The following is a 23,662-nucleotide window of genomic DNA, read 5'->3' as shown; positions in this document are numbered from 1 at the left end:
TCTCCGCCGAGCAGCAAGTGGAGGCCGTGGCCGCCAATCTGAAGGAGTTGAGCTTACGCTCCCCGCTCGCATTTGAATCCGGATTCCGTCACTCCCTCGGCATTCTGCCTGGCGAGACAGCAGCTGCCTCATGGGTTATCCTGATCGAACAGGACAACGGATCGAGCCAACGCTTGAGTGTCGACAGGAATCAGTGGCCTCTTTCTTGGACGGAGAGGAACCGATGTCGAGAACCGTCAGCAACGTGTTCATCGAGACATTGATCGCGGCCGGTGTCACGCGAGTGTACGGGGTGGTCGGTGACTCGCTCAACGGCCTGACCGACGTCATCCGGAAGAGCAAAGCGATCGATTGGCTGCACGTCCGGCATGAAGAGGTCGCGGCATTTGCCGCGGGTGCTGACGCTCATCTCACGGGGAAGATTGCGGTTTGCGCGGGGAGTTGCGGGCCAGGGAATTTGCACCTCATCAACGGACTCTACGACTGCCATCGGAATCGAGTCCCGGTGCTTGCGATCGCGGCCCAGATCCCCAGCAGCGAACTCGGCAGCGGCTATTTCCAAGAGACCAGCCCTGAGCACTTATTCAAAGATTGCAGCCACTTCTGCGAGTTGGTCTCACAGCCCGAACAGATTCCTCGGATTCTGGGCATCGCGATGCGGACTGCGATCGCCAAGCGCGGCGTGGCAGTCGTGATCATTCCAGGTGATATTGCGTTGCGCGATTGCCCTTCTCCGCCGCTTGCGCTGGGACTTGGCGATTCGGCCTCGACCACACTCCCTCCCGTGGACGCCCTGGAGAAGGCGGCAGGACTGCTGAATGGTGCGAGCAAAGTTGCGATCCTCGGCGGTGCCGGCTGCGCAGGGGCTCATGAAGAGCTGATCGCCATTGCCGGACGGCTGAAGGCCCCGATCGTGCACGCGATGCGTGGCAAGGAGTTCATCGAGTACGAAAATCCGTACGACGTCGGCATGACCGGTCTACTCGGCTTCTCGTCGGGCTATCATGCCATGATGAACTGCGATGCGTTGCTGATGCTCGGAACCGACTTTCCCTACCAGCAGTTCTATCCCAAAGACGCGACGATCCTCCAAGTGGATCTGCGCGGCGAGCAGATTGGTCGTCGCACACCCGTGGATGTCGGACTCGTCGGCAGCGTGAAGGAAACCTTGCAGGCGCTCACCCCCTTGGTGGACGACAAAGCGGATCGTAGCTATCTCGATGTCTGCCTCAAGCACTACGCCCAGGCTCGAAAAGGCCTCGATGAGCTTGCCACGGGCGAACCGGGACGCACTCCGATTCATCCCCAGTACGTGGCGAAAGTGTTGAATGAGCTCGCATCGGACAGTGCAATTTTTACTTGCGACGTGGGCACGCCCACGATTTGGGCGGCGCGATACTTGCGAATGAATGGAAAGCGCCGCCTGTTGGGTTCCTTCTCTCACGGCTCGATGGCCAATGCGCTTCCCCAGGCGATCGGTGCCCAGGCCGCATTTCCTGATCGACAGGTCGTCAGTCTCTCCGGCGATGGCGGCCTGGCGATGTTGCTCGGCGATCTGTTGACGTTGAGGCAGCTCAAGCTCCCGGTCAAGGTGATCGTCTTCAACAACAGTTCGCTCGGTTTCGTGGAACTGGAGATGAAAGCCGCTGGATTGCTTGATTATGGCACGGAGCTGGTCAATCCCAACTTCGCAAAGTTGGCGGAATCGGCCGAGATCCTCGGCCTTCGCGTGGAAGCCCCGGAGGATCTTCGACAGGCGCTGGAAACCGCGCTGGCCCATGAGGGGCCGTGCCTCGTGGAGGTGATCGTCAACCGGCAAGAGCTCGCGATGCCTCCGACGATCACCGCATCGCAGGCGATCGGCTTCAGTCTCTACATGATTCGCGCCGTCCTCAGTGGACGAGGTGACGAAGTGATCGATCTCGCCAAGACGAATCTCTTCTCACGCTAAGGAACACCCGATTTGACCCAGATAACGGCAAAATTGACGAATGTCGCCGTGGCGCAAAGCCTCGAGGATCTCGGCGACAGGCGTGTGATTGGTGGCGGGGGTTTCGGGCTGGCTACTCTTGGCTCGGGACTTTCGCGGCATAGGCCTCCTTGCTATTCGTGGGGCTACGGGCCCGGCTAGCTCCGATTGAGGCACGCCAACCGTTTCCCGCCCGATGGGCGATCTGCGTGCCGCCGCGGCAAACCGAAACTGCCACACCACGGCCGCTCGGTCGACGACTTCCGTCCGTTGGGGGATGCGACTTTGGAACAGCTCTCGCGGGGCCAACGCGAATTGGTATCGTCACTCACTGAGCGGCTTGGGGTGATCCCTGGGATTCAGGCCGTTGTGCTCGGGGGCTCACATGCCCGCGGACGCGCCCAGCCGGGGTCGGACATCGATCTTGGCCTCCTCTACTCGGAAGCGGTGCCCTTCTCGGTCGAGAGCGTCCGGGAGTTGGCCGAAGCGGTGAACGACACCCCCGGCTCGGCGGTCTCCGACTTCTACGGGTGGGGGCCGTGGGTCAACGGCGGGGCGTGGCTGACGGTCGGCGGGCAGCGTGTCGATCTCCTCTACCGCAGCCTCGAGCACGTCGAGCGGGTCATCGCCGACGCCGAGGCCGGGCGGTACGAGGTCCACTACCACCAGCAACCACCTTTCGGGTTCTTCAGCGGGACGTACCTCGGCGAGGTCGCGGTGTGCATACCCCTTTTCGACCCCACCGACAAGCTCGCGGCGCTGAAGCGGCGGGTCGCGGACTACCCCGAGGCCTTGCAGCGTGCGGTCATCCGAGACTACATGTTCATGGCCGAGTTCACGCTCTCGACGTTCGCCCCCAAGTTCGCAGCCCGGTCGGACACTTATGGGACCGCCGCCTGCCTGACCCGCGGTGTGAACGAGCTGGTCATGGCCCTGTTCGCCCTGAACCGCGCGTACCCTCTCAACGATAAGACGGCCCTGGCGGAGGTCGCCGAGTTCGAGATCGCCCCGCCGAGGTTCGGCCTGCGTGTGCAGGGGGCATTCCAGCACCTGGGCGGCTCCCCGGCGGAACTCGGTGCCGCCGTCGAAGGCGTTGCGCGACTCGTTCGAGAGACGGTCGAACTGGCGGGCGATCTCTACCGGCCGCAATTCACGCTGCCGAAGTGATCGGATGTCGGGTGAGTAATCCCCGACGCGACAGGTGGGCGAAGGGTTGAGTCGCGCTGACGACCGGAGCGAAGCGAAGCCCGGAGAACGCCAGGCTGGGCTGGAACGGCATCGCCCGTCCTTGCGGTCTAGCGTAAAATCGGCCCATGCCGAAAACCAAAACCGCATATATCCTACTGTTCCGCGGCGTCGGCGGAGCCACCCAGCTCCCCACGGCTCCTCTCCGCAACGCCCTCACCGACGCGGGGTTCGAGAACGTCGCCACCTACATCAACAGCGGCAACGCCGTCTTCCACAGTGGTCTACCCCGGGAGAAGGTGATCGCCTCGGTCGCAAAGATCTGCGAGGAAAAATTCGGCTTCACCAAGGCGATCTACGCCCCAACGCTGGCGGAGTGGACCGAGCTGATCGACAACAACCCATTTCCGAAGTTCGCGATGGGGAAGCACCTGCACGCCGCTGTTCTGGCAGGTGATCCGACCATGGAAGCGATCGAGGGGCTTCAGGCACACGCTACCGATGGCGAGGGGGTCGAGGTCCTCGGGAGAGTGGCGTACCTGCACACCCCGAACGGGTTCGGCACGTCGAAGCTGGCCGAGAAGTTCGACAAGGGCATCGGCGTGGCCAACACTGCCCGCAACTGGAACACGGTGCTCAAGCTGTTAGAACTGGCGAAGAAGGCTGCCGGTTAGTGATGCTACGGGGCGGACGCAACCCCGGTTCCTGATGGGCAATGACCCGAAGCGAATAGGAGCGAGCTATGGGAAAATGGCGCGAGGCGTTCGAGGAGGGAAGGCCATCCTTCTACGACCGGGACTACGGCCGCGTGTACCACTTCGGGCCGCCCGCGACACCGGAGCAGATCTCCGAGGCCGAGCAGATCCTTGGGCGACCACTCCCGACCGAACTTCTCTCCCTCCTTTCGGAGTTCAACGGCGTCCGCGACACGACGCGATGGAGTGGGGCGGATGACGAAGGTGACTCCGTCTTCCTCAGTACGATGGATTTGCCCGATGTCCTCGGCTACCTGCGCGACGTCGAGGATGAGCTCCCCAAACCCGTCCGGATGGGCAAGGTCGTGTTCTTCTGGCAGGACAATGGATACGCCGAACTCTACGGCATTTGCGCCGAGCGCGTGGGCAGATGGCCGGCGGGGACCATCGTCCATCTGGACCACGAGAGCCAGGAGCTGAAGGCTCCGTATCCGGATCTGATGGCGTTCGTCCGGGGGCACGACAAGGAACAGGAGGGGTAGTACCATCATTGGCGAGGCTCTGGCCTTGCCCAACTGCCTGATCGGTTCCCGCCTCCGAGGCCGTCATGGACCCCCTCTTTCTTCGAAACCACTGAATCTTTCCGGGCGTGGCTTGCCAAGAACCACGCCACGGCCGACCACCCCTGGGGGGGCTTCTACAAGAAGGGCACGGCTCGCAAGAGCCTCACGTGGCCCGAGGCGGTCGACGAGGCCCTCTGCTACGGCTGAATCGACAGCATTCGCAAGGGCGTCGATGCCGAGAGCTACGCGAACCGCTTCACGCCGCGCAAGAAAGGCAGCGTATGGAGCAGCGTGAACATCAACAGGGTCCAGGCCCTGACCGAACTCGGCCGCATGCAGCCCTCTGGGCTGGCCGCGATTGAGGCCCGGAATGAAAGCCGGTCGGGCATTTACTCTACGAGTAGGGAGATGTCGAACTGCCCAAGTCCTATAAGGTAAGGCCCTCCAGCGCGAGAACACAGCGGCCTGGGACTTCTTCGAGAAACAGCTGGCGTCCTATCGGAAAGCGGCCAGTTGGTGGGTAGCAAGTGCCAAGAATGAGAAGACCCGCCTAAAATTTCTGGACTCGCTGGTCGTGTACTCGGCTCGGGCGGAGCGGATACCGCAGCACCCATGGAAGAATGGCTCGGGGTGATAGCCCAGGCACCGCAATTGGAATCCGTCATGCCGGTATTCAGCCGCCGTCTCGATCCCGATCAACCAACGCACCGCGTCGATCGGCCCAATCCGATCGGGATCCACCCCTTGCAGTCGAGCCGACTCGCCCATCAACGACCGCAACAGATTGCATTGAAAGGTCAGCAGATCCACCACGATGATGACGAACGTCAATTTTGTTATCAATAAGTGGTGACTTGCTTGCGGTTCGCGATTTGTGTGCTATCTTCGTGGCGTTCGGGATATTCTTGAGTCTTGAAGCAGTAAGCGCAAACTGGATAAGATTACCTCTCTAAAACTCTTCACGATTTCCCATTTCACCCAGATTGCGGCAAAATTAACGAATACGCCATTTGATTGTCTCTCGATTACCAAACTACTGGACTTAAGTCGACTTTGGCGAATGTGGGGCGGCCAAAGACTTACGCACCGATGGAAAACCAGCAGATTCTCCTTGTTGAACCGACTTCTTGGCCTGGCCCCGAAGTTAAGTGATATCTGCAAGACGCAGGCGACTGCGTGCAACTACACTATGAGGAATTTGTATGCGGCTTATGTTTCTAGCCGGCGTGGCACTCATCGCCATCAGCGGGTTTTCGTTCGCCGATGGGGTCGCCTACCGCCTTCCGCCGGACGGCACCTGGGTCAAGTACAGGATCACCGCGACCAAGTACGAAGCGTGGAACCTGCGACCGGACGAGAAAGAGGGTTGGGTCTTCAAGAAGGAGCCCGAACTCACTGCGGAGGAACTGGCCACGGCGAGCCGCGACAACTTCTTGCTGGTCCGCTCCGTCGGGCGGCAGGACGTGGGCGGCGAGCCGTGCCGCTGGGTCGAGTTGGTCCTGAACTCTCAGGAAGAAGGGGAGGCCAAGCCCGAGGCCCGGGGGCTCCTGCTGAAGGTGCTGATCCCAGAGAAGGCCTTCGACCTCGGAATCGACCCGTTCGAGCACGTGAAAAAGATGTACCTGAGCGACCGGAGGGAGGACGGCGAGCACTTCTTGAGCGAGGTCGAGGACGGGGACCGAAAGCGGTACGAGGTGGAGCGGTTCCGGCTGTACTTCCCCGTGCCACCGAAAGGCGCTCAGCGAAAGAAGGACGTAGAACTCAAGACGCCCCTCGGGCCCTTCAAGGGGTACGAGCTGGGGTTTGAGTACGGCTACGAAGGCAAGCTGGTGGGGGGTAAGGCGGGTTGGAACTATGTGAAGGGTCATTACCAGGTCACGGTGAGCGACCGAGCCCCGTTCGGGATCGTGGCGGTTCGCGGAAAAGATGTGGTGGCCATTGAGGAGTACGGGGACGGCATCGGCGCCCGCCTCAAGCAGAGTTGGACGATGGACGCGGCTGAGACCGGGACGGGCGCGAAGAGCGGGCTGCCGGATAAGAACTAAGGACTTCGGCGGGCACGATTCCGCCCACCACGGTCGGTGGAGTACCGCCAACAAACACGGCGATCGATCGGCCCCAAGTGGATGTTCGGAGAACTTGATTCAAGGGACGAACAAATAGGAAGTTTGTCGAAATTGAAGAGATTTTGGTGAAAATGGATACCGCAAAGAGCCTCGGGGATATTCTTGTTGAGCTTATGCAGACTGCGTCAGAATATAGGAATGTCTCCTTTGGATTTCCCGGGACACGCGGCGTCCCAATCCTATTCGACGGATTACGGATCTTCTATCGCCAATGACGCTACACGATATCTACAGGTTGATTGGTATCTTGTTCGGACTCTCCGCTGGCTCCACGATCGGGAGGGCATATTTCGATCTCGGGGGATGGTTCGCGTGCATCATTCTGTTCGCATTGCTCGGCTTCATGCTCGGTAGCCTCCCCGAAGTTTGGGATGAATACCGGTATTCGGCAGAGTTCGACGAGATCATGAAGCAGCCGGACATCACCGAGATCTCCGTCGAGCAGCTCCGCACCAACTTGCGGGACCCTCGCACCTACAACCCGTACGAGCACCTGATCGAACTCGATCGAAGGGGCGAGGACATCTCAATCGAGTTTCCGTTCGTTCTGGACATGCTCTGTGACGAGTCGGTTGATCGGCGAATCCAAGGGTGTGTCTCGCTTACGTCGTTGTTTCCAGACCTTGCGAAGCAGGTTCCCGATTATCACTACGACGACACGCCGGACGAGTGCAGGCGGAAGCTCGAACCGCTCCGGATCGGCGGTCTTTAATCCACGGTGCCTGACCTCCATTCCCGTACGGCCGCCAAGCGTTAGCGGCCTGCCTCAGTGTTCCGTCAGAATGAGGTGATGGGGGGATTGATCTTGTAGGCGCGAGCCAGAATCAAGGTTGAGAGAGAGGCACGGCGGACGCTCACTTTGCCTTCAGTGTGACCTCCGCCGCCTGACCCCCCACCAGTTCCACGGTGATGGGGTCGGTCTCCTCGGCATCCGAGCCGGGGTTCGGCCGACCCGTGAAGATGTATCGGCCCGGAGGCACGATCTCGAAGCTCATCTGGTTCCTGGCGTCGATGTTTCCCGAGCCGCCGTAGGACCCGACGACCTCGCCCCCCTCGGGCTTCATCGACGCGATGTATCCCTCCGGCCGCTTCTTGCCGGTGAAATCCACCGTGACGCGGACGCTGGCGGCGCGCATCATCTTCAGTGCGACGTCAGCCTTCGGCGTCGTGATCGGCAGACCCAGGCCGGGGCCGTAATAGCCCGGCTTGTTGACCCAGACCGAGGCAGTTCCCACCGGGATCTGCTCGGCCCGGAAGCGGCCCTCGGCGTCGGTCCTGACGGTCGACTCGAGCGGCGACTCATAACGGCCGCCGGACTCCGCCTGGACATTGCCGAGCCGCACTTCGGCGCCCTCGAGCGGCTTGCCGGCCTCGTCGACGACACGACCCGAGACGGCGGCGAGTCGGGCGAGGCCGCACGCGAACGACTGCCAGCGCGGCTGCTCGTCGAACTGTGCGAAGCCGGCGACTCTGGGGGCATACCCGTCGGCCTCGACGATCACGCGGAGCCAGCCGGCCGGGACATGCTTTCGCACCCAGTGGCCCTGGGCGTCCGCCTTGGCCTTGGCGACAACAGGGTAGTGATAGCCCCCCTTATCTTGCGGTTCGACCCGTTGCAGTCTCATCGTCGCGGCGATCGGCTGCTTCGTGGCCAGGTCGGTGACCGTGCCCTCGATCACGATACCATCCTCGGGCGTGAACCCGTGGGCGACGAGGCGGTTGTCGATGACCGTGATCCCCTTTGGGACGACCACGGCGGCCCAGCCGAGATTGGCCGTGTAGACGTCGAGCTGCGAGGGCGGGGAGGCGTCATCGGCGGCGGTCGGGTTGAGGTCGGCCGGCAACTGGCGAAGCTGCGCCCAGCGGTCGGGCTGCCAGACTGTGAAGGCCCAGTCGATCCTCGCCTCCTTCCGCTTCTCCCGCTCGCGGTTCGGGGCGAGCCAGAAGCTGCGGCCGGTGCCGTCGTGGATGACGAGCCGCTTGACCGTCGTGTCCATCCTGGCGAAGTCGGCGAGGACGGCGTTCAGCGCCCTCGTGTCGCCGCGGCACTCGGCATGCCACTGACCTCCGCCGAACGGCGGGCCTTCCCACCAAGCGATCCGGCCCGAGTGGTTGAAGATCGCGGCTGCCCCAGCCGGCCAGCCGGGATCGCGGAGCGCCTTGTTGCCTTCCCCGCCCGTGATCATCGCCGATGCCCCCTGCGGCAGGGCCGCCAGGAAGGTGAGCAAGAGTCCCCTCGTGATTCTAGACATGGTAACCCCCAGGAAGGCGTGGAGTGCCACACTGAGGAATAACGGCCGAGGGCGGCACTTCTTAGCCTCGATCTTGCGATCGTAGCAGAGCCAGGGTCGGGCCGGGAGCTTCCCCGCCAATGGACATTCCCACGAATGGCGAGCGCTCAGATCAGAGTTTGACACTCCCTACGCCTGAAGGCGGGGGATTCTCAGTTCAACGTGGACCGCCTTCAAAGCGAAGGGACTTACACCCACTCCCTGAGCGTTTGGAGGCCGAAGCCACCCGTTCCTGTGTGCCCCACAGTACGTATCTGGCGAAGACGCCTCACGACGTTTCCGACAGTGACAAGTTGAGGAGTGCTTGGTTCTCGCACCCCAGCCGCTTTCTGTTCCTTCAAAGTTTTACGCCGGGAAGGACTTTCTCCCGGCAACCGGCAACTCTGAGTTGTCAAAGAGCGGTCCCCGAAGGGACGATTCAAGTGTCTGAAAGAGCTATTCAGACGTCAAGCAGATTCACGCCTTATATCCCCACGACTGAAGTCGGGGGCTTTACGGCTAATTTTGGTAAGCTCACTGTTGAGGAGGACCGTGATGGTGAAGACACGACGGTCATCCACCCCCGGGTTCGACGTCCAGAGCGGTCAAATGCTCTTCATCGAGCAGGGCAGGAGCATCGCCGAAGTGGCACGCGACCTGTACCTCGGCGTCAGGCTGTGTTGTGGAGCTGGAAGTCGGTGCTCGCCGCGGGAAGCACTCGAGGGACTCGCCGGGCCTGAGGCACGGCGGCACCGGGAGGGGCCGCAACGACTGCGACGCAACCTTCCGAATTCTCTCCGGGCGCGGCGATCACGGCGGAGGCAGCATCTGAGGACGGGGTGAACGGCCTCGAAGCGATGGCCGAGTCGCTCGCATTCCTGCGGCGGATGGCGGCGAAGTATTTCCTGGAGTGACACGATGCGTAAGGTCAGGCTCAGGACGGCCCTCGTTGGTTGCGGTAAGGTCGGGCGGCTCCACGCCCTCGCGCTCGCGAGGCTTCCGGAGTCGGAACTGGTGGCGGTCTGCGACGGATTCCCCGACCGCGCGCGAGATTTCGCGGAGGAGTTCGGAGTCGCCGGGTTTGTCGACATGGAGGAGATGCTCGAGAGGGCCAGGCCCGAGGCCGTCTGCGTCTGCACGCCCCACCCGCTCCATGCGGCCCCTGCCGTGAGTGCGCTGGGCGCGGGAGTCCATGTCCTGGTCGAGAAGCCCATGGCCGCGACGCTCGCCGATTGCGACCGAATGCTCGCGGCGGCGTCGGCATCTGGGGCAACCCTCGGCGTGGTCAGCCAACGCCGCTGGTTCGAGCCGGTCGTGCGGGTCAAGGAGGCGATCGCGGCCGGGAAGATCGGTCGGCCCGCCCTCGGCGTCGTGGGCATGTTCAACTGGCGCGACGCGTCCTACTACGCGTCCGACCCCTGGCGGGGCCGCTGGGAGACCGAGGGGGGCGGTGTGCTCGTGAATCAGGCCCCCCACCAGCTCGACCTGCTCGCCTGGTTCATGGGCGAAATCGAGGAGATCAGCGGGAGCTGGGCGAACGTCAACCACCCATCCGTGGAGGTCGAGGACACGGCCGTGGCCATCGTCCGCTTCCGGTCAGGAGGGCTCGGCTCGATCGTGGCGAGCCTGTCGCAGCGGCCAGGCTTGTTCACGCACGTGCACGTCCACGGCTCGAACGGGGCCTCGGTCGGCGTCGAGACCGACCGTGGGGCGTCCTTCGTCGCGGGCGTCTCGTCGATCATCGAGCCGCCCCTGAACGACCTATGGAACGTTCCAGGCGAGGAGGCCGATCTCGCCGCATACCGGGAGAACGATCGGGAGCATTTCACGCGGGTCGACGCCACGACCCACTACCACGCATTACAGATCGGCGAGTTCCTGCGGTCAATCCTCGAGGGCAGGGCACCCGCCGTGACGGGTGAGGATGGGCGCACGGTCGTGGCGATGTTCACCGCCATCTATCGTTCCCAGCGCGACCGGTGTCCTGTGCGGTTCCCGGTCCTCGCGTGAGCGGCACGCGTGGATCCAACGAGCCGGGTGGTTCGGGCTGAGGTGTTCACACTCGGCTCCAATCCAATCAGACGGCGGGCCTCGTCAGGCGGGTAACGCGCTTGTTCGTGAACTCCGAAGGGGATTCGGTGGCGGGCCTGCCCGCAGCGAAGGTTCGCATCTGAAGCCGGAACCTGAGCGGCTACGGAGTTGCCCGGGCGATCGATTCGCCTGAATCGCCCTGCGTGGCGACCCCAGGCGTTTACCGGGATGGCTGATAGGTCGGGGGCGGGGCGAACTCAGCGACCCACCCACCTGGGCGGACATGATCTGGCCCCGATCCCTGTCCCATTCGCGCTCTATCGCCGTACCGATCGGGGGAGACTCCCCAGCCGTCTGCCTGCCGGATCTCGGGGTCGGGCGGGGTTGATAAGTTCACGCGGGTCAAGAGCCCTAGTCCCGGCCTTGGCCCTCCGGAGAAGTACAGCCATGGCTTCACTTACTGCAACGCTGCTCGATTCATTCGTGGGCAAGAGCGTAGAAGACCTCTGCCCCCTGGGCTTCGGCAAGAATAGCGACGACCACAACCATTGCGCCCACTTCGTAGGCCACGTGCTGAAGCTGAATAGCTCGGTGACCACCGGCTTAACCTGTGCGGGGATGGTGTACGTCGGCAAGAAGCACCCGACGGCCGGCGCACTCATTCGGGTGAACGATATTTACAACTTCTGCGCTGACCTGGACGAGCCGAACCCCCTGGGTTGTCTGGCCTATTACACGCTCAAGAGCAACATCGGGGAAGACGGCCTGATGGGTACCATGAGGCAGAAGCACGTCGGAATCTGCTTCGAGGGCCATGTTTACAATTACGGGAATACGAACGACAAGGTCCGCAAAGACAAGGTCGGCGACCTTGCGAACCTCTATGGGAAAAACACGATCACGCGCTACACGGTCCTGCCGATGGGGCACACCGTATTGACGCTCGACGAGATCAAGGCGCTCGTCTAGGGGTGAGCGGCCGATGTCGCCATCGGATCGGACAGTCCGCAATGCCGCGTCGTGACCGGGCCGAGATCCTCAGGCCCGCGCCGGGGGGCAGGAGATCGCCTGGTCGTCCGACAAGTCTCGGGCGGCCACGCCGACGACGATTCGAAGAATCCAACGGGCAAGCGGGCGCCGGCCCGAGTTCTGGTCTGCTCAAAGTGAGGATGATTACCGGGTCGGTATGCAAATTTTGCGCCGAATGCTTTGTTGGGTCTTGTTGGTTTACTCTTCTGGTCAGCCAGGCTGGCCGGCTCTGGCGGTATCACAAGGAAACCTTGCCCGCGTCAGTCCGGCACACCGTTTCTCCCGTTGGATTTCGTGAGCGATTGAGTCCGAGACGCGAGTGGCCATGGCATTGCCGGCAGCCTAATAATTCCCGTAGGGTGGGGGACTTTCTCACCGCCGATGCCAGGACCAGTGGACAGCGCGGACACTTTGGGCGGCCAAGGCAGCCCGAGGAGCCGAAGCAAGGCTCTGCCGGAGAAGGACTTCTGCGCCACCTACTGCCTACGCGACCACTGATGTAACTGTCCGCGATTGTCCACCCTCGCTGAGAAAGTCCCTAGGGTGGGCACGGCCCACCATCTTAACCTCCGATTTAGTAGGGAGATAGGAATGGTGGGCCGTGCCCACCCTACGGGGAAAATCGGATTCTGGTCGCTGACCAATCGGAAGTCGTTGATGGGACGGAGGGGCAAGTGCAGCGGTGCTGGAGCCGATGAGATGCTGACGGCACTCAAGTCCGCGGCTGAGAGTTACCTACGTGCCCAGGCCCTGTCGCGCGAGGCGCAACGAGCACCTCACGACCGTCAGGAAGCGGGAGAAGTGGGGCCACGCCGGGCCGGTCGAGCCAATTCGGCGGCAGGCCGTCCGCGAATTTCTGGACTAGATCTACCCGCAGGCTGTATAAGGGGATGGGGAGACCAACCCCGGGCGCACCGCCAACAAGGCACGGAGCATGTACGCGCCATCCTCGTCGTGGGCCTGGGAGCAGGAGTTGATCGCCGCGCCGCCGCGGTTACCCAGACCCAGGGACCAACCTGATCTGGCCTGCCGCTTCTCCCTGACCAAGGCTGAGATCAACGCCCTCGACTTCGCTACACATTCGATGGAACGCCCTCGGGGCTGGGACGGCCTTTTCCCGACCGGCCTGTACTGGCGCACTGCAATCGTCGTATTCTTCAACTAGGGTGTGGACATTGGGACTGTCTGGAAGTGCTGGCTTGCCAGTGAGGTACCCCCTACCCGATGGAGAAGCGGATATCATATAATCAATCGGAGAGAGACCAAACAGGAGGGCTGATGATCAGCAGCGGCAGCAGTTACAATTTGACGCATCTGAAAGTGCTCGAGGCTGAGAGCATCCACATCATCCGCGAGGTAGCCGCTGAGTTCGAGCGGCCGGTGATGCTCTACTCGATCGGCAAGGACTCCGCCGTCATGCTGCGGTTGGCGCAGAAGGCGTTCTACCCCGGACGGCTCCCCTTCCCGCTGCTGCACGTCGATACGACCTGGAAGTTTCGGGCGATGATCGAGTTCCGCGATCAGTTCTGTCGCGAACAGGGCCTCGACCTGGAGGTCTGGGTTAACCCGGAGGGGCGGGCCCAGAACATCAACCCGTTCGATCACGGCTCGAAAAAGCACACCGACATTATGAAGACGGCGGGGCTGAAGCAAGCCTTGAATCACTACCAGTTCGACGCGGCGTTCGGCGGTGCCCGTCGCGACGAGGAGAAGAGCCGGGCCAAGGAACGCGTCTACAGCTTCCGCGACCGCATGCATCAGTGGGACCCGAAGAACCAGCGGCCCGAGCTCTGGAGCCTGTACAACTGCAAGGTGAACAAGGGCGAGAGCATCCGCGCCTTCCCGCTGAGCAACTGGACCGAGCTGGATGTCTGGCAATACATCCACCTGGAGAACATCCCCATCGTGCCGCTCTACTTCGCTGACGTCCGCCCGGTCGTCGAGCGTGACGGCACGCTCATCATGGTGGACGACGAGCGGATGCGGTTGCGGCCCGGCGAGGAGCCGATGATGAAGCGGGTGCGGTTTCGCACGCTGGGCTGCTACCCCCTCACGGGGGCGATCGAGAGCAGCGCGACGACCCTGCCGGAGATCATTGAGGAGATGCTGCTGGCGAGGAACTCCGAGCGGCAGGGCCGGATGATCGACCACGATGAGACGGGGTCGATGGAGCAGAAGAAGCGCGAGGGGTACTTCTGAAATGCAAGCCGTTGACCTGAGTCAGGAAGACATCCACACCTACCTTGCCCGCCACCAGAAGAAGGAGCTCCTGCGCTTCCTCACTTGCGGCAGCGTCGACGACGGCAAGAGCACGCTCATCGGCCGGCTGCTGCACGACACGAAGATGATCTACGAGGACCAACTCGCCGCGGTGAGACGCGACAGCGAGAAGGTCGGCACCACCGGCGCCGGCGAGATCGACCTCGCCCTGCTGACCGACGGCCTGAAGGCCGAGCGCGAGCAGGGGATCACCATTGACGTCGCGTACCGCTACTTCTCGACCGACCGCCGCAAATTCATCATCGCCGACACGCCGGGCCACGAGCAGTACACGCGCAACATGGCCACCGGCGCCTCGACGTGCCAACTGGCCATCATCCTCATCGACGCCCGCCACGGCGTCATGACCCAGACCCGCCGGCACTCGTTCATCGTGTCGCTCCTGGGCATCCGGCACGTTGTCGTGGCCATCAACAAGATGGATCTCGTCGACTACTCTCGCGACGTCTTCGAACGCATCAAGGACGACTATACCGGCTTCGTCGCCAAGCTCGAGCTGCGCGACATCACCTTCATTCCGATGTCGGCGTTGAAGGGCGAGAACGTCGTCTCCAAGAGCGACGCGATGCCATGGTATTCCGGCCCGCCGCTGCTGGATCACCTGGAGACGGTGCACATCGCCAGCGACCGCAACCTGACCGACTTGCGTTTCCCTGTGCAGTACGTCATCCGCCCCAATCTCGACTTCCGCGGCTTCGCCGGCACGGTTGCGTCCGGCGTCCTGCGTAAGGGCGACGAGGTGATGGTGCTGCCGTCGGGCAAGCGCAGCAGCGTGAAGTCGATCGTGACGTACGACGGCGAGTTGGAAGAAGCGTTCGCACCCCAGGCGGTGACAGTGACGCTGACCGACGAGGTGGACGTCAGTCGCGGCGACATGCTGGTGCTGCCGGACAACCCGCCGCATGTCAGCAGCGAGATCGAGGCGATGGTGGTGTGGATGGCCGAGCAGCCGTTCGTGCCCGGCCGGCCGTATACGCTGAAGCAAACCACGCAACAGGTGACGGCGGAGGTCGCGTCCTTCCGCTACGGCGTCGACGTCAACACCCTGGAGCACCGAGCCATCGCACGGCTGGGGCTGAACGAGGTCGGGCACGTGCAACTCAGCCTGACGCAGGCGTTGGCGTGCGACCCGTATCGCACCAACCCCGCGACCGGGGCGTTCATTCTCATCGACCGGCTGTCGAACAACACGGTTGGGGCGGGGATGATCCTCGAGGCCGGCAGTGGCCGGGTTCCGGGCGACGCGTGGACGGCGGAGCCGGCGCAGCGTCTCAAGCAGCGCGAGAGCCTGATCGCGCCGGCCGAGCGCGAGCAGCGCTACGGCCAAGTGCCGGTGACAGTGTTACTGGTGGGGTTGACGGGAAGCGGCAAGAGCCGGATCGCATACGGGCTGGAGCGCCGCCTGTGGGACGAGGGCCGGGCCGTGACTGTGTTGTACGGCCAGAGCATGCGACAGGGGCTGAACCGCGACTTGGGGTTCACCGCGGACGACCGCTCGGAGAACCTGCGGCGGTCGGCCGAGGTGGCGAAATTGATGAACGACGCGGGGGTGATCACCATCGCGGCGTTCGTCGCACCCCACGAGGCGGTGCGCGAGAAGGCGAAGCAGTTGATCGGCCGGGACCGCGTGCTGGAGGTCTATTGCACGGCACCGATGGAAGTGCTGCGGGCGCGCGACCAGAGCGGCGCGTACCGGTTGGCTGACGCGGGCAAGATCGCGCAGATGCCGGGGGTGACCGCGGCATTCGAGGAGCCGAAAACGCCCGACCTCGTGCTCCAGACCGACCAGATCAGCGTCGACGAGAGCGTGAGCCGCATCGTCGAGTTGATGAAGTCGAGGGGTTATATGCTCGAGCGTTCGTAGCGGCTCGTGGGATCCCCCCTTACCCATCCATGATCAGGGCCAACCGGCCCTGACGTGTCGGCCTGGTGATCGAAGATGGCTCGAGAGCGGTGGGCGCCCTCTCGCCATCGAGTGGACCTCTTCGCGGGCCGTAAAGGGGGCATCCCACATTGCCGGCGAAGTGGCCTATGGCTTCTCGGGGCGACAACACACCGTGAGACCTTTTTCTGCGTTCCTGTGCAGGAATTGAGGTTGTCGCCCTTCGAGCATTGATTGGCGACCGGCAGGTTCAGGACTTTTCGCTCGCGAGCAGCGACTGAAGGCGGTCGAGGTTCTGCTCGTTGGCGGTTGCACTCAGGGGGCGGAACTTCGCAGCGACCTCGGGGCTTTCAAACTCCTGGTCCCAGGCCAGGTGTGTTTGGTCACCGCGTGCGGTCAGTGTCACAGTGAGCCGGAACCACGGCTCTACAATGTGCTCGATCACGATCCTGGTATCGGGCTGAATCTCCCGGAAGACACTCTCGTTTGCGTAGTTGGCACCGTTCGGGCCGTGCATCACAAAGACCCAACGCCCACCGGGCTGGAACTCGAACTGCTCGAACGTATTCGTGAAGCCGCTCGGTCCCCACCACTGCGCGAGGCGATCCGGTTGCTCGAACGCGGCGAATACCTTTCGGGGCGGACTGGAGAGCACTCGTTCGGTGCTAATGACTGCGCTCGTATGATTCGCTTGGGACATCGGCAAGTTCCTCCAGGAATCTCTCCGCAAAGCGCCTTCGCTACGTTGTACGAAGCCTTTGCAGATGTTTAATTGTATGGATTTGTTTTGTGGTGTACCCTGTAGCTCACGGCACTTCCTGGCGTTTCTTCGTTCAATGACTGCCTTTCCGGACTTGCTCGGTCCTCACTGTTGCCAAGCTCTCGTCTCGTTAGTCGAATGGGCCAACTCGTAATCGACACCATGGGCCGATTTTTTTTCAACGATCCGCGACCACGCGAAAGAACCGAGGATTCTTACGGTTTCCGCAACGGGTTGTTTGCAGTCGCACAGGCGACCCGGCCGTGATCCGGCTTCGGCCGGTCCGGAAATCCCGCGAGATTCTCGCCCCGTCGCGGATCGTTGAAAGATAACCGCCTGGCTGGATCAACGAGAAGAGGAGGTCAATCGAAAGCGAGTGTCGCGTCTGATGCTCAAGCTGGGCCTGGATGCGATGGAAGCGGCCGGAGTGGCGGATTGCCGATCCGGACGGCTCTCGGACACATCCAGAGGTGTTGCGTCGTGCCTTAGATTGGCAAGCGGAGTTGGTGCTCGCCGCCGGTCTCGGCCGAGAGCGATGAGAGTGTCACGCCGAGGAGCCGAATCCCCTTCATCACAGGAAAGAGCGACTCGAGAAGCGAGTACACAATCGCCTCAATGGCTGCTTGCGTTGCAAGTGACGCTTCCCCCGTCCGACTGCGGGTGACTTGCTGGAAGTCTGCGTACTTGGCCTTGAGCGTGACCGTGCGTCCTCGAAGTGTCGATTGCTCACAGTAGGCCCACACCTTTTCGATGAGCGGTCCGAGAACCACGCGTGCCTCGTCAAGAGTGAAGAGATCGGCATTGAATGTCGTTTCCGCGCCGATGGATTTGCGAATGCGATCGGCACGCACCGGGCGTTCGTCGATGCCTCGCGCAAGGGCGTAGTAGTAGGGGCCCGCCTTTCCAAACTGCTGCTGAAGGAATAACAACGTCTGGGCCTTGAGATCGCAGCCGTTCCGGATTCCGAGCCGTTCCATCTTGGCGTGTGTCACGGGACCAATTCCGTGAAACCTCCCGACCGGCAGATTCTCGACAAAGGTCGGGCCCATCTTCGGTGTGATCACGAACAAGCCGTCGGGCTTGAGCTCGTCGGACGCCATCTTGGCGAGGAACTTGTTGTAGGAGACGCCCGCGGACGCCGTCAACTCGGTTTCAGAGCGGATGCTCGCCCGGATCTGTTCGGCGATCTTGGTCGCTGAGGAGATCGCCTTCAGGTTTTCGGTGACATCGAGATAGGCCTCATCGAGTGAAAGTGGCTCGATATGCGGTGTGTACGCGGCAAAAATCTCGTGGATTTGACGTGACACCGTCCGATAGACTTCGAACCGCGGTCTCACGAAGATCAGTTTCGGGCACTTTCGCTTGGCGGTCACCGACGGCATCGCGGACCTGATGCCGAATTTGCGGGCCTCGTAGCTTGCGGCCGCCACGACCCCGCGCTCGCGTGAGCCGCCAACCGCGACGGGCTTGCCGCGAAGTTCTGGATGATCACGTTGCTCGACGGACGCATAGAAAGCGTCCATGTCGATATGAATGATTTTGCGCTGGCGGGCGGGCTCGACCACGCCGCTTTGGTCAAGCGTGTTGCTCACTCGCTCCCATCGCTCGATCTCCGGCACCGGCATCACACCACAGGCCGTGAGGCCCCCCTCATCGTTCAACTCGACTCCGGCGACAATCACGAAGGGTCGATAAGCGCCCTTCGACCGCTCGAGTGCCCACGCCTGTCTCCGAGACTTCACGCACTCACTTTACCTGGTGCGTGGTCGTGCGTATACTGGCCGCTGCTGGTTCGGAGCCTGGATCGTGTGCAGAACCCATGTCCGTGCGTTGCGCGGTCACATCGAAGTCATGGGCGGGCGATTCGAAATGGCTCACAGTCTCTTCGACACGCAACGCGGGTGAAGATTGCTGGTTCCTCGAGTTTGGAATCGGAATTTGGGCGTGTGCCTGCCGCCTGGGCATTTCCAGGCTCCGCCCACGCATGGTCCCGCGGGGGGAGCCGCGTGACTGCCTCACACCCGGTCTAGACCTTGGATGAGGGAGGAGTTCGATCGACTAGCACGCCGACCGATGGGACGACGGACGGAAGTCCACTACGACATCTCCGGCCCCCGAGTCGGTGACGAGGGCATCGGGCGACGGTGGGAAAGGGAGGGCACCTTCAGGTGATCGGCGTTGGTTTGACGCCCAAATGAGGCTCGATCCGTCGGTCAGAACCGGCGTCGACTTGATCGGACCGTCTCAGCCTGCTGGAATTATGTTTCAGATGATCAGAAATGTATTGAAAACGCATCTTTTCGCCGGTCATCTGGGAGATATCCGTTTCGGGCACTTCCAGGAGTTCTCCATGCGGCTCGCCGACGGCCTGTCTGGGCTGAATCAACCACTCCGTTTCAGGAACGTTGGCCGTACGTGCGAGCGTCTAGGGAAGCGTTTGCGGTACTTCTCGGCCGAGGTTTCGCAGTTAGAAACGCGTACCCTGCTCTCGAACACCGGATTGGGCCCTGAGACGAGAATCAACTCCACTGTCGCCGGCATTCAGCAGTTCTCGTTGCAGAGCAATGAGTCGGTTGCGGTCGATGTTCATGGAAACATCATCGCAGCCTGGACGTCTCCGAATGCCAACGGTTCCGGCTCGAAGATCGTCGCGCGACGGGTCGATTCCGAGGGGAATCCACTCGGGGCCGAATTCGTGGTCAACACGACCACCACGGGTTTGAGTCTCAACCCTGTCGTCGCGGCCTCCGACGGTGACAAGTTCGTCGTGGCATGGGAGGCCAGAGGGAATTCCCGGGATCAGAGCGGATGGGGCGTGTATGCGCGAGTGTACTCCACGAATGGGACGGCGCTGACGGATGAAATACTGGTTAATACCTCAGCGGTCGGAAACCAGCGGAATCCGTCGGTCGACTGGCTGTCGTCGGATTCGTTCGTGGTCTCCTGGAGCGGCGCCGGTCAGGGGATGCAGCAGACCGCGTTCTCTCGGATCTTTCAGGGCTCCGGAGCGCCGCTCACGGGTGAGATCCGACTGAGCAGTTTCCCGAAGGGCGGCCAGCGGGACGTCGCCGTCGTCGCACTTGCCGGCGGCGATTTTCAGGCGGTGTGGCGAGGGCAGGGGGCGGGGGATTCCAACGGCCTCTTTTCGCGGCAGTTCGACGATCACGGTCACCCCCTCGGGCCTGAATTCCGGGTGAACACCGCGCGGCGCGCCCGGGAGGAGCAGCCTGCCCTGGCGGTCGTCGACAATCAGGTGATCATCTCCTGGCAGAGTATCAATAACAGGCTGGACAGGCTCGGCGCCGGCGTCATCGCGCGGCGATTTGATCTCAATGGTTCGCCGCTCGGACCAGAGTTCCGCATCAACCAGACGACCGTGGGCAGCCAGTTCAACCCGTCGATCGCGCCTCTGGTCGACGGCGGCTTCGTCGCCGCTTGGGAGGGTTCCGGCGGAGGAGATAACCACGGCGTTTTCGTCCGCGAATTCAACGCCGACGGCACACCCCGCAGCGCCGAGCAGCGAGCCAACACGACCGTTGCCGGCATCCAGGCCCATCCCACCGTCCAGGCCGCGGGCACGGGGTATGTCCTCGCCTGGGACGGCATGATCGGGGCGGGCGGCAATGGCGTAGACTCCGCTGCCGACACCCGCGGGATCGCCCTGCGAGGCACCCAAGAACCCCAGTGGGCGATGCCGGAATCGAGTGTCGCAACCCGGGATGAAGTGATGACGTTTACAATCCCCGGCATCGGCGTGGTGCAGCAGGTCTCGCCGAAGACGATCACGTTCACGAACACGACGGACAGGACCATCTATCCGATCCTGGAGTCCGCCAACAACAACGCGGTACCGAACAACAGCAACGGGCACTTGGGGTTGGGCCTGTACGACCCGTACGACGCCGTCAACCTCGAGTATCGGGGCTACATCGGCTACAGCGAGAACGGCCAGTACTATCTGGGACTGAAGTCAGGCCAAACAGTCACCGTCCCGGTTCCGCTCGTCTTCTGGGATGCGGGCCGCATCTTGATCGCGTCGGACGGTTCCAACCTGATTCCCCAGGTGGATAACGTGGTACCGACGGCCAGCAACCCGAACTCGCCGAATCCGTTCCACTACCACAATTTTCAGAATTTCATCATCAACGACGCCGTGTTGCAAGATCTGGTGAGCAAGGACGGTGTCCCTCAGTCCGTCGCGGACTCTCTCAAACCGCTGCTCAACCAGACGTTCGTGGATATCGACAAATTCAAAAATGCGGCGCGGACGGCGATCGGACCGGCGGGGTACGGCATGTACGAGGTGCCGATCTTGAATCGCGCCAGCGCGGTCATTCCGACGAAGCGTTTCCGGGACGATTTGGCGGATGGTGTGCATGCCGTCCTCTGGTATCGCGCCCAGGGCGTCGGCGGCCTGGCGGAAGGCCCTGCCGGCAGCGCCCCGGCCCAACTCGGCGAGATGACCTTCCGGAGCAAGATTTTCGCGGATCCTCGATACCTCACCCACAAGGACATCGATCCCAAGGGAAACAGCGGCGAAGTGCACGACCTCGTGAATTACGACGTCTCCTACGTCGATTCCATGACGCTCCCTGTGGCCATGCAAGCCAATCACGTTCCCCTGGATCCGAGCGGCAAGCTCACCACGGCCACGGCGCCGTTCGGGTGGGTCGGAGCCGACAAGTCGATCAGCCAGTTGCAAGGGCCTCTCGGTGTCTTCACGTCCCCGAATCCGGATCGCAATACGAATGCGAACGGCCTCGGGAATTACTTTGGAGGCCAAGGCTATCCGAAGTACTACATTCCCTCGGCCACCGAGGCGCTCACGGGCATCAAGGTGCCTGCCGGACAGAACCTGGCCCTCGAGAGCCCTGTGACCGATGGCCGATCCTCCTGGGATCAGAATCGGTTCATTCTGACGAGCTCCGGTTCCGACCCGATCGTCTACGCCCAACCCGGAGCGATCAGCTCGCAAGGAAATAAGATTTACTTTGCCCAGAGCTATCTGCAAGATCTCACGATCGTGAAACAGGCCGTTGATGCCAACAAGCCTGTTCTGGTCGACGCGTCGCTGAATAACTTCAAACCAGGTGCCCGAGTCACGATTGTCGATCTGACTCCGGACGACCAGAAGCGCTTGACGGTCACCGTGGACCAGAGCGACGTGAATCCCGGCGGGACGCCAGGGGGAGTTTACAACTTCGTCAGGCCCGTCGAGGATTACGTCATGACGAAGCTGTCGAACCTCTGGTTCTCGTGGGCGGATCACTACTACAATCAATACAAGGACGTGACGCCAGAATCGAGCTATTCCGGCAAGATCGACGCCAGCTCGAATGAGCTAGTTTTCACCTCTCCCGTCGCCGCCAGTCATCTCGTTGTGGGTATGCCCGTATCGGGTCCGGGAATGCCAGCCGACTACCTGGCCACGATCATCGGGCTCGTGTATGCGGATGCCGCCGAGACCCAGGTCACGTCGATCAAGCTCAGCAAGCTTTCCGATCCCGGCGGATCGGGCTCGAACTATATCGTCAGTCCAGTCCGGCAGATCAGGCCGCAAAACACGGGCGGTTTCCCGATCGTACCGTACGCGCTGAGCTTCACGAATCCGACCGACCCCGATTACGACTTGCGTTTCGCACGGTCCATTTACGTGGTCATGGACTCGATGAACACGATTCGAGTGAGCGCTCCCACGTCGCCGGCGATCATCGATTTGATGGCCAACGTGATCGGCGGAAACATCGGATTCATCCCCCACATCGGTGTCTCCACCGATCCGAGCAAACCAGCGAACTATTCGGGGGTCCTGCTTGTCGCCGACGTCATCCGCGACAGCCTCAAGTCCGTATTGCGCGGAGTCGACGATTTCCAGACCGATACGGAAGACCTGGGACGCTGGTATCCCGACCCTTCGTTGACCGGCGACGTGACGGGACAGAAGATCAACGGCACGAACGCCGATTTCAACGTCTACAACCTCAATCCGTTCGTGTGGTTCGTCCACAAGAAACTGGGGCTGTCGGGATATGGGTTCTCGCTTGACGACGACGCCGCGGACGTCGGCGCCGACGGGGCGTCCGAGCTTCGGGTCGTGATCGGTAGCCTCGACAATCTCTCGCAAGATCAATTCTATAAAGCCGAATGGACTCATGGTGCACCCTACGGTCCGGTGAAGAGCAATACCGGAAGCATCTCGGTCGTCAAAGGAGGCCAATATGACGGTAAGTCTCAACTCACCGGCCTCGACTTGACGCCATTGCCCGTCGTTCTGCAGGTGCTAGGCACCGGATCGAGCGGGGAGTCCGGGGCATTTGTGAGCGGACCGGGAATTCAGCCGGGGACCAAGGTCCTGTTCGCGAACATCGGCGGCAACGGGGTCATCCTGGATAAGGTTGCGACGAATCCCACAAACCCAAGCGGTCCCTACTTCTTCTCGGGCACGCCTCCCAAGGTCGCGACCTCGGCTTCGGCGACACCTGCCGGTACAAACTCCTGGAACCTGAGCGTTCTGGGCGCCGATGGCTTCTACGGTGAACCGAGCCTGAACTACACCTGGTCGTTGCTCAGTGGGCCGAGCGGGGCGAACGCGACCTTCGCCACCAACGGCTCGAACGCGGCGAAGAATACCGAAGTGAAACTTACGAACATGCCGGGCAAGTACGTGCTTCAGGTAACGATCGCCGAGCAGAACGACGTCGGTGGGTTCTTCACGACCTCCGGAGTGGCCGTGGTCGTTCCGAATGCCCCGCTGGCGAGAGTCGCGGCTCGGCGGGTCGAGACCACGCCCCGGTCGCGAACGCGAAGGCGCTGAGGCGAGGAACCGCAGGGGGGCTGCCGTCACCACGAGCGACCCGATTCAGATCGTGGTT

Annotated in this window: 17 protein-coding genes; 14 read left to right on the top strand and 3 right to left on the bottom strand. The window is 62.1% G+C overall.

All coding sequences use genetic code 11. The annotated features are described in order from the left end of the window. Positions 1-223: 223 nt before the first annotated feature. The 8 genes from poxB to V5E97_RS24830 all read left to right on the top strand — a co-directional run bounded on the left by poxB (position 224) and on the right by V5E97_RS24830 (position 7,250). Entirely contained in the window at positions 224-1,951 is a 1,728-nt protein-coding gene (gene poxB, locus V5E97_RS24865; protein WP_406694283.1) for a ubiquinone-dependent pyruvate dehydrogenase, read from the top strand. Positions 1,952-2,254: 303 nt separating this feature from the next. Beyond that, positions 2,255-3,136: a DUF4037 domain-containing protein gene (locus tag V5E97_RS24860; RefSeq protein WP_406694282.1), complete on the top strand. Its 882-nt coding sequence runs from the start codon at positions 2,255-2,257 to the stop codon at positions 3,134-3,136. A gap of 146 nt (positions 3,137-3,282) precedes the next feature. Continuing rightward, the gene (locus V5E97_RS24855) at positions 3,283-3,828 is read left to right on the top strand and encodes a DUF1697 domain-containing protein (protein WP_406694281.1); all 546 of its coding nucleotides are present in this window, start codon (positions 3,283-3,285) and stop codon (positions 3,826-3,828) included. A gap of 68 nt (positions 3,829-3,896) precedes the next feature. Beyond that, positions 3,897-4,391, top strand: coding sequence for an SMI1/KNR4 family protein (locus V5E97_RS24850; protein WP_406694280.1), 495 nt, complete (start codon positions 3,897-3,899; stop codon positions 4,389-4,391). A 508-nt stretch (positions 4,392-4,899) separates the two neighbouring features. Then, positions 4,900-5,046, top strand: a complete 147-nt coding sequence (locus V5E97_RS24845; protein ID WP_406701209.1) for a hypothetical protein — start codon at positions 4,900-4,902, stop codon at positions 5,044-5,046. Beyond that, positions 5,025-5,258, top strand: a complete 234-nt coding sequence (locus tag V5E97_RS24840; RefSeq protein WP_406694279.1) for a hypothetical protein — start codon at positions 5,025-5,027, stop codon at positions 5,256-5,258. The genes V5E97_RS24845 and V5E97_RS24840 overlap by 22 nt, the downstream gene beginning before the upstream one ends. Positions 5,259-5,614: 356 nt before the next feature. Then, the gene (locus V5E97_RS24835) at positions 5,615-6,457 is read left to right on the top strand and encodes a hypothetical protein (RefSeq protein ID WP_406694278.1); all 843 of its coding nucleotides are present in this window, start codon (positions 5,615-5,617) and stop codon (positions 6,455-6,457) included. 292 nt (positions 6,458-6,749) lie between these two features. Further along, positions 6,750-7,250 carry a hypothetical protein gene (locus V5E97_RS24830; RefSeq protein WP_406694277.1) on the top strand — a complete coding sequence of 167 codons (501 nt, stop codon included), beginning with the start codon at positions 6,750-6,752 and terminating at the stop codon, positions 7,248-7,250. A gap of 142 nt (positions 7,251-7,392) precedes the next feature. Here the strand turns inward: V5E97_RS24830 and V5E97_RS24825 are convergent, their stop codons facing one another. Continuing rightward, positions 7,393-8,790, bottom strand: coding sequence for a carboxypeptidase regulatory-like domain-containing protein (locus V5E97_RS24825; protein ID WP_406694276.1), 1,398 nt, complete (start codon positions 8,788-8,790; stop codon positions 7,393-7,395). A gap of 936 nt (positions 8,791-9,726) precedes the next feature. On the opposite strand from V5E97_RS24825, the gene V5E97_RS24820 reads away from it, so the two are divergent. From V5E97_RS24820 to cysN, 5 genes are all read left to right on the top strand, one after another. Further along, a complete protein-coding gene (locus V5E97_RS24820) occupies positions 9,727-10,818 on the top strand; it encodes a Gfo/Idh/MocA family protein (RefSeq protein WP_406694275.1) in 1,092 nt (363 codons plus the stop codon). Between the two features lie 468 nt (positions 10,819-11,286). Beyond that, a complete protein-coding gene (locus V5E97_RS24815) occupies positions 11,287-11,808 on the top strand; it encodes a hypothetical protein (protein WP_406694274.1) in 522 nt (173 codons plus the stop codon). Between the two features lie 994 nt (positions 11,809-12,802). After that, the gene (locus V5E97_RS24810) at positions 12,803-13,033 is read left to right on the top strand and encodes a hypothetical protein (RefSeq protein ID WP_406694273.1); all 231 of its coding nucleotides are present in this window, start codon (positions 12,803-12,805) and stop codon (positions 13,031-13,033) included. A 113-nt stretch (positions 13,034-13,146) separates the two neighbouring features. Next, entirely contained in the window at positions 13,147-14,067 is a 921-nt protein-coding gene (cysD, locus tag V5E97_RS24805) for a sulfate adenylyltransferase subunit CysD (RefSeq protein ID WP_406694272.1), read from the top strand. A gap of 1 nt (position 14,068) precedes the next feature. After that, the gene (cysN, locus tag V5E97_RS24800) at positions 14,069-16,012 is read left to right on the top strand and encodes a sulfate adenylyltransferase subunit CysN (RefSeq protein ID WP_406694271.1); all 1,944 of its coding nucleotides are present in this window, start codon (positions 14,069-14,071) and stop codon (positions 16,010-16,012) included. Positions 16,013-16,280: 268 nt separating this feature from the next. Here the strand turns inward: cysN and V5E97_RS24795 are convergent, their stop codons facing one another. Then, on the bottom strand, positions 16,281-16,730 hold the full coding sequence (locus V5E97_RS24795; RefSeq protein WP_406694270.1) for an SRPBCC domain-containing protein: 450 nt from the start codon (positions 16,728-16,730) through the stop codon (positions 16,281-16,283). Positions 16,731-17,275: 545 nt separating this feature from the next. Further along, the gene (gene dinB / locus V5E97_RS24790) at positions 17,276-18,313 is read right to left on the bottom strand and encodes a DNA polymerase IV (protein ID WP_406701208.1); all 1,038 of its coding nucleotides are present in this window, start codon (positions 18,311-18,313) and stop codon (positions 17,276-17,278) included. 827 nt (positions 18,314-19,140) lie between these two features. Between dinB and V5E97_RS24785 the strand changes: the two genes are divergently transcribed. Further along, on the top strand, positions 19,141-23,604 hold the full coding sequence (locus V5E97_RS24785) for a hypothetical protein (RefSeq protein ID WP_406694269.1): 4,464 nt from the start codon (positions 19,141-19,143) through the stop codon (positions 23,602-23,604). Positions 23,605-23,662 lie beyond the last annotated feature (58 nt).

The sequence above is a fragment of the Singulisphaera photorubra genome, from assembly GCF_045290345.1.
Taxonomy (GTDB): domain Bacteria; phylum Planctomycetota; class Planctomycetia; order Isosphaerales; family Isosphaeraceae; genus Singulisphaera.
This window is presented reverse-complemented; position numbering and strand designations above follow the sequence as displayed.

Coding starts and splice junctions, on each gene's coding strand:
- V5E97_RS24785 (WP_406694269.1), top strand. CDS start 19,141: ATGCGGCTCGCCGACGGCCTGTCTGGGCTGAATCAACCACTCCGTTTC.
- V5E97_RS24810 (WP_406694273.1), top strand. CDS start 12,803: ATGTACGCGCCATCCTCGTCGTGGGCCTGGGAGCAGGAGTTGATCGCC.
- poxB (WP_406694283.1), top strand. CDS start 224: ATGTCGAGAACCGTCAGCAACGTGTTCATCGAGACATTGATCGCGGCC.
- V5E97_RS24795 (WP_406694270.1), bottom strand. CDS start 16,730: ATGTCCCAAGCGAATCATACGAGCGCAGTCATTAGCACCGAACGAGTG.
- V5E97_RS24840 (WP_406694279.1), top strand. CDS start 5,025: ATGGAAGAATGGCTCGGGGTGATAGCCCAGGCACCGCAATTGGAATCC.
- V5E97_RS24835 (WP_406694278.1), top strand. CDS start 5,615: ATGCGGCTTATGTTTCTAGCCGGCGTGGCACTCATCGCCATCAGCGGG.
- V5E97_RS24830 (WP_406694277.1), top strand. CDS start 6,750: ATGACGCTACACGATATCTACAGGTTGATTGGTATCTTGTTCGGACTC.
- V5E97_RS24825 (WP_406694276.1), bottom strand. CDS start 8,790: ATGTCTAGAATCACGAGGGGACTCTTGCTCACCTTCCTGGCGGCCCTG.
- cysD (WP_406694272.1), top strand. CDS start 13,147: ATGATCAGCAGCGGCAGCAGTTACAATTTGACGCATCTGAAAGTGCTC.
- V5E97_RS24850 (WP_406694280.1), top strand. CDS start 3,897: ATGGGAAAATGGCGCGAGGCGTTCGAGGAGGGAAGGCCATCCTTCTAC.
- V5E97_RS24820 (WP_406694275.1), top strand. CDS start 9,727: ATGCGTAAGGTCAGGCTCAGGACGGCCCTCGTTGGTTGCGGTAAGGTC.
- dinB (WP_406701208.1), bottom strand. CDS start 18,313: ATGGACGCTTTCTATGCGTCCGTCGAGCAACGTGATCATCCAGAACTT.
- V5E97_RS24815 (WP_406694274.1), top strand. CDS start 11,287: ATGGCTTCACTTACTGCAACGCTGCTCGATTCATTCGTGGGCAAGAGC.
- cysN (WP_406694271.1), top strand. CDS start 14,069: ATGCAAGCCGTTGACCTGAGTCAGGAAGACATCCACACCTACCTTGCC.
- V5E97_RS24855 (WP_406694281.1), top strand. CDS start 3,283: ATGCCGAAAACCAAAACCGCATATATCCTACTGTTCCGCGGCGTCGGC.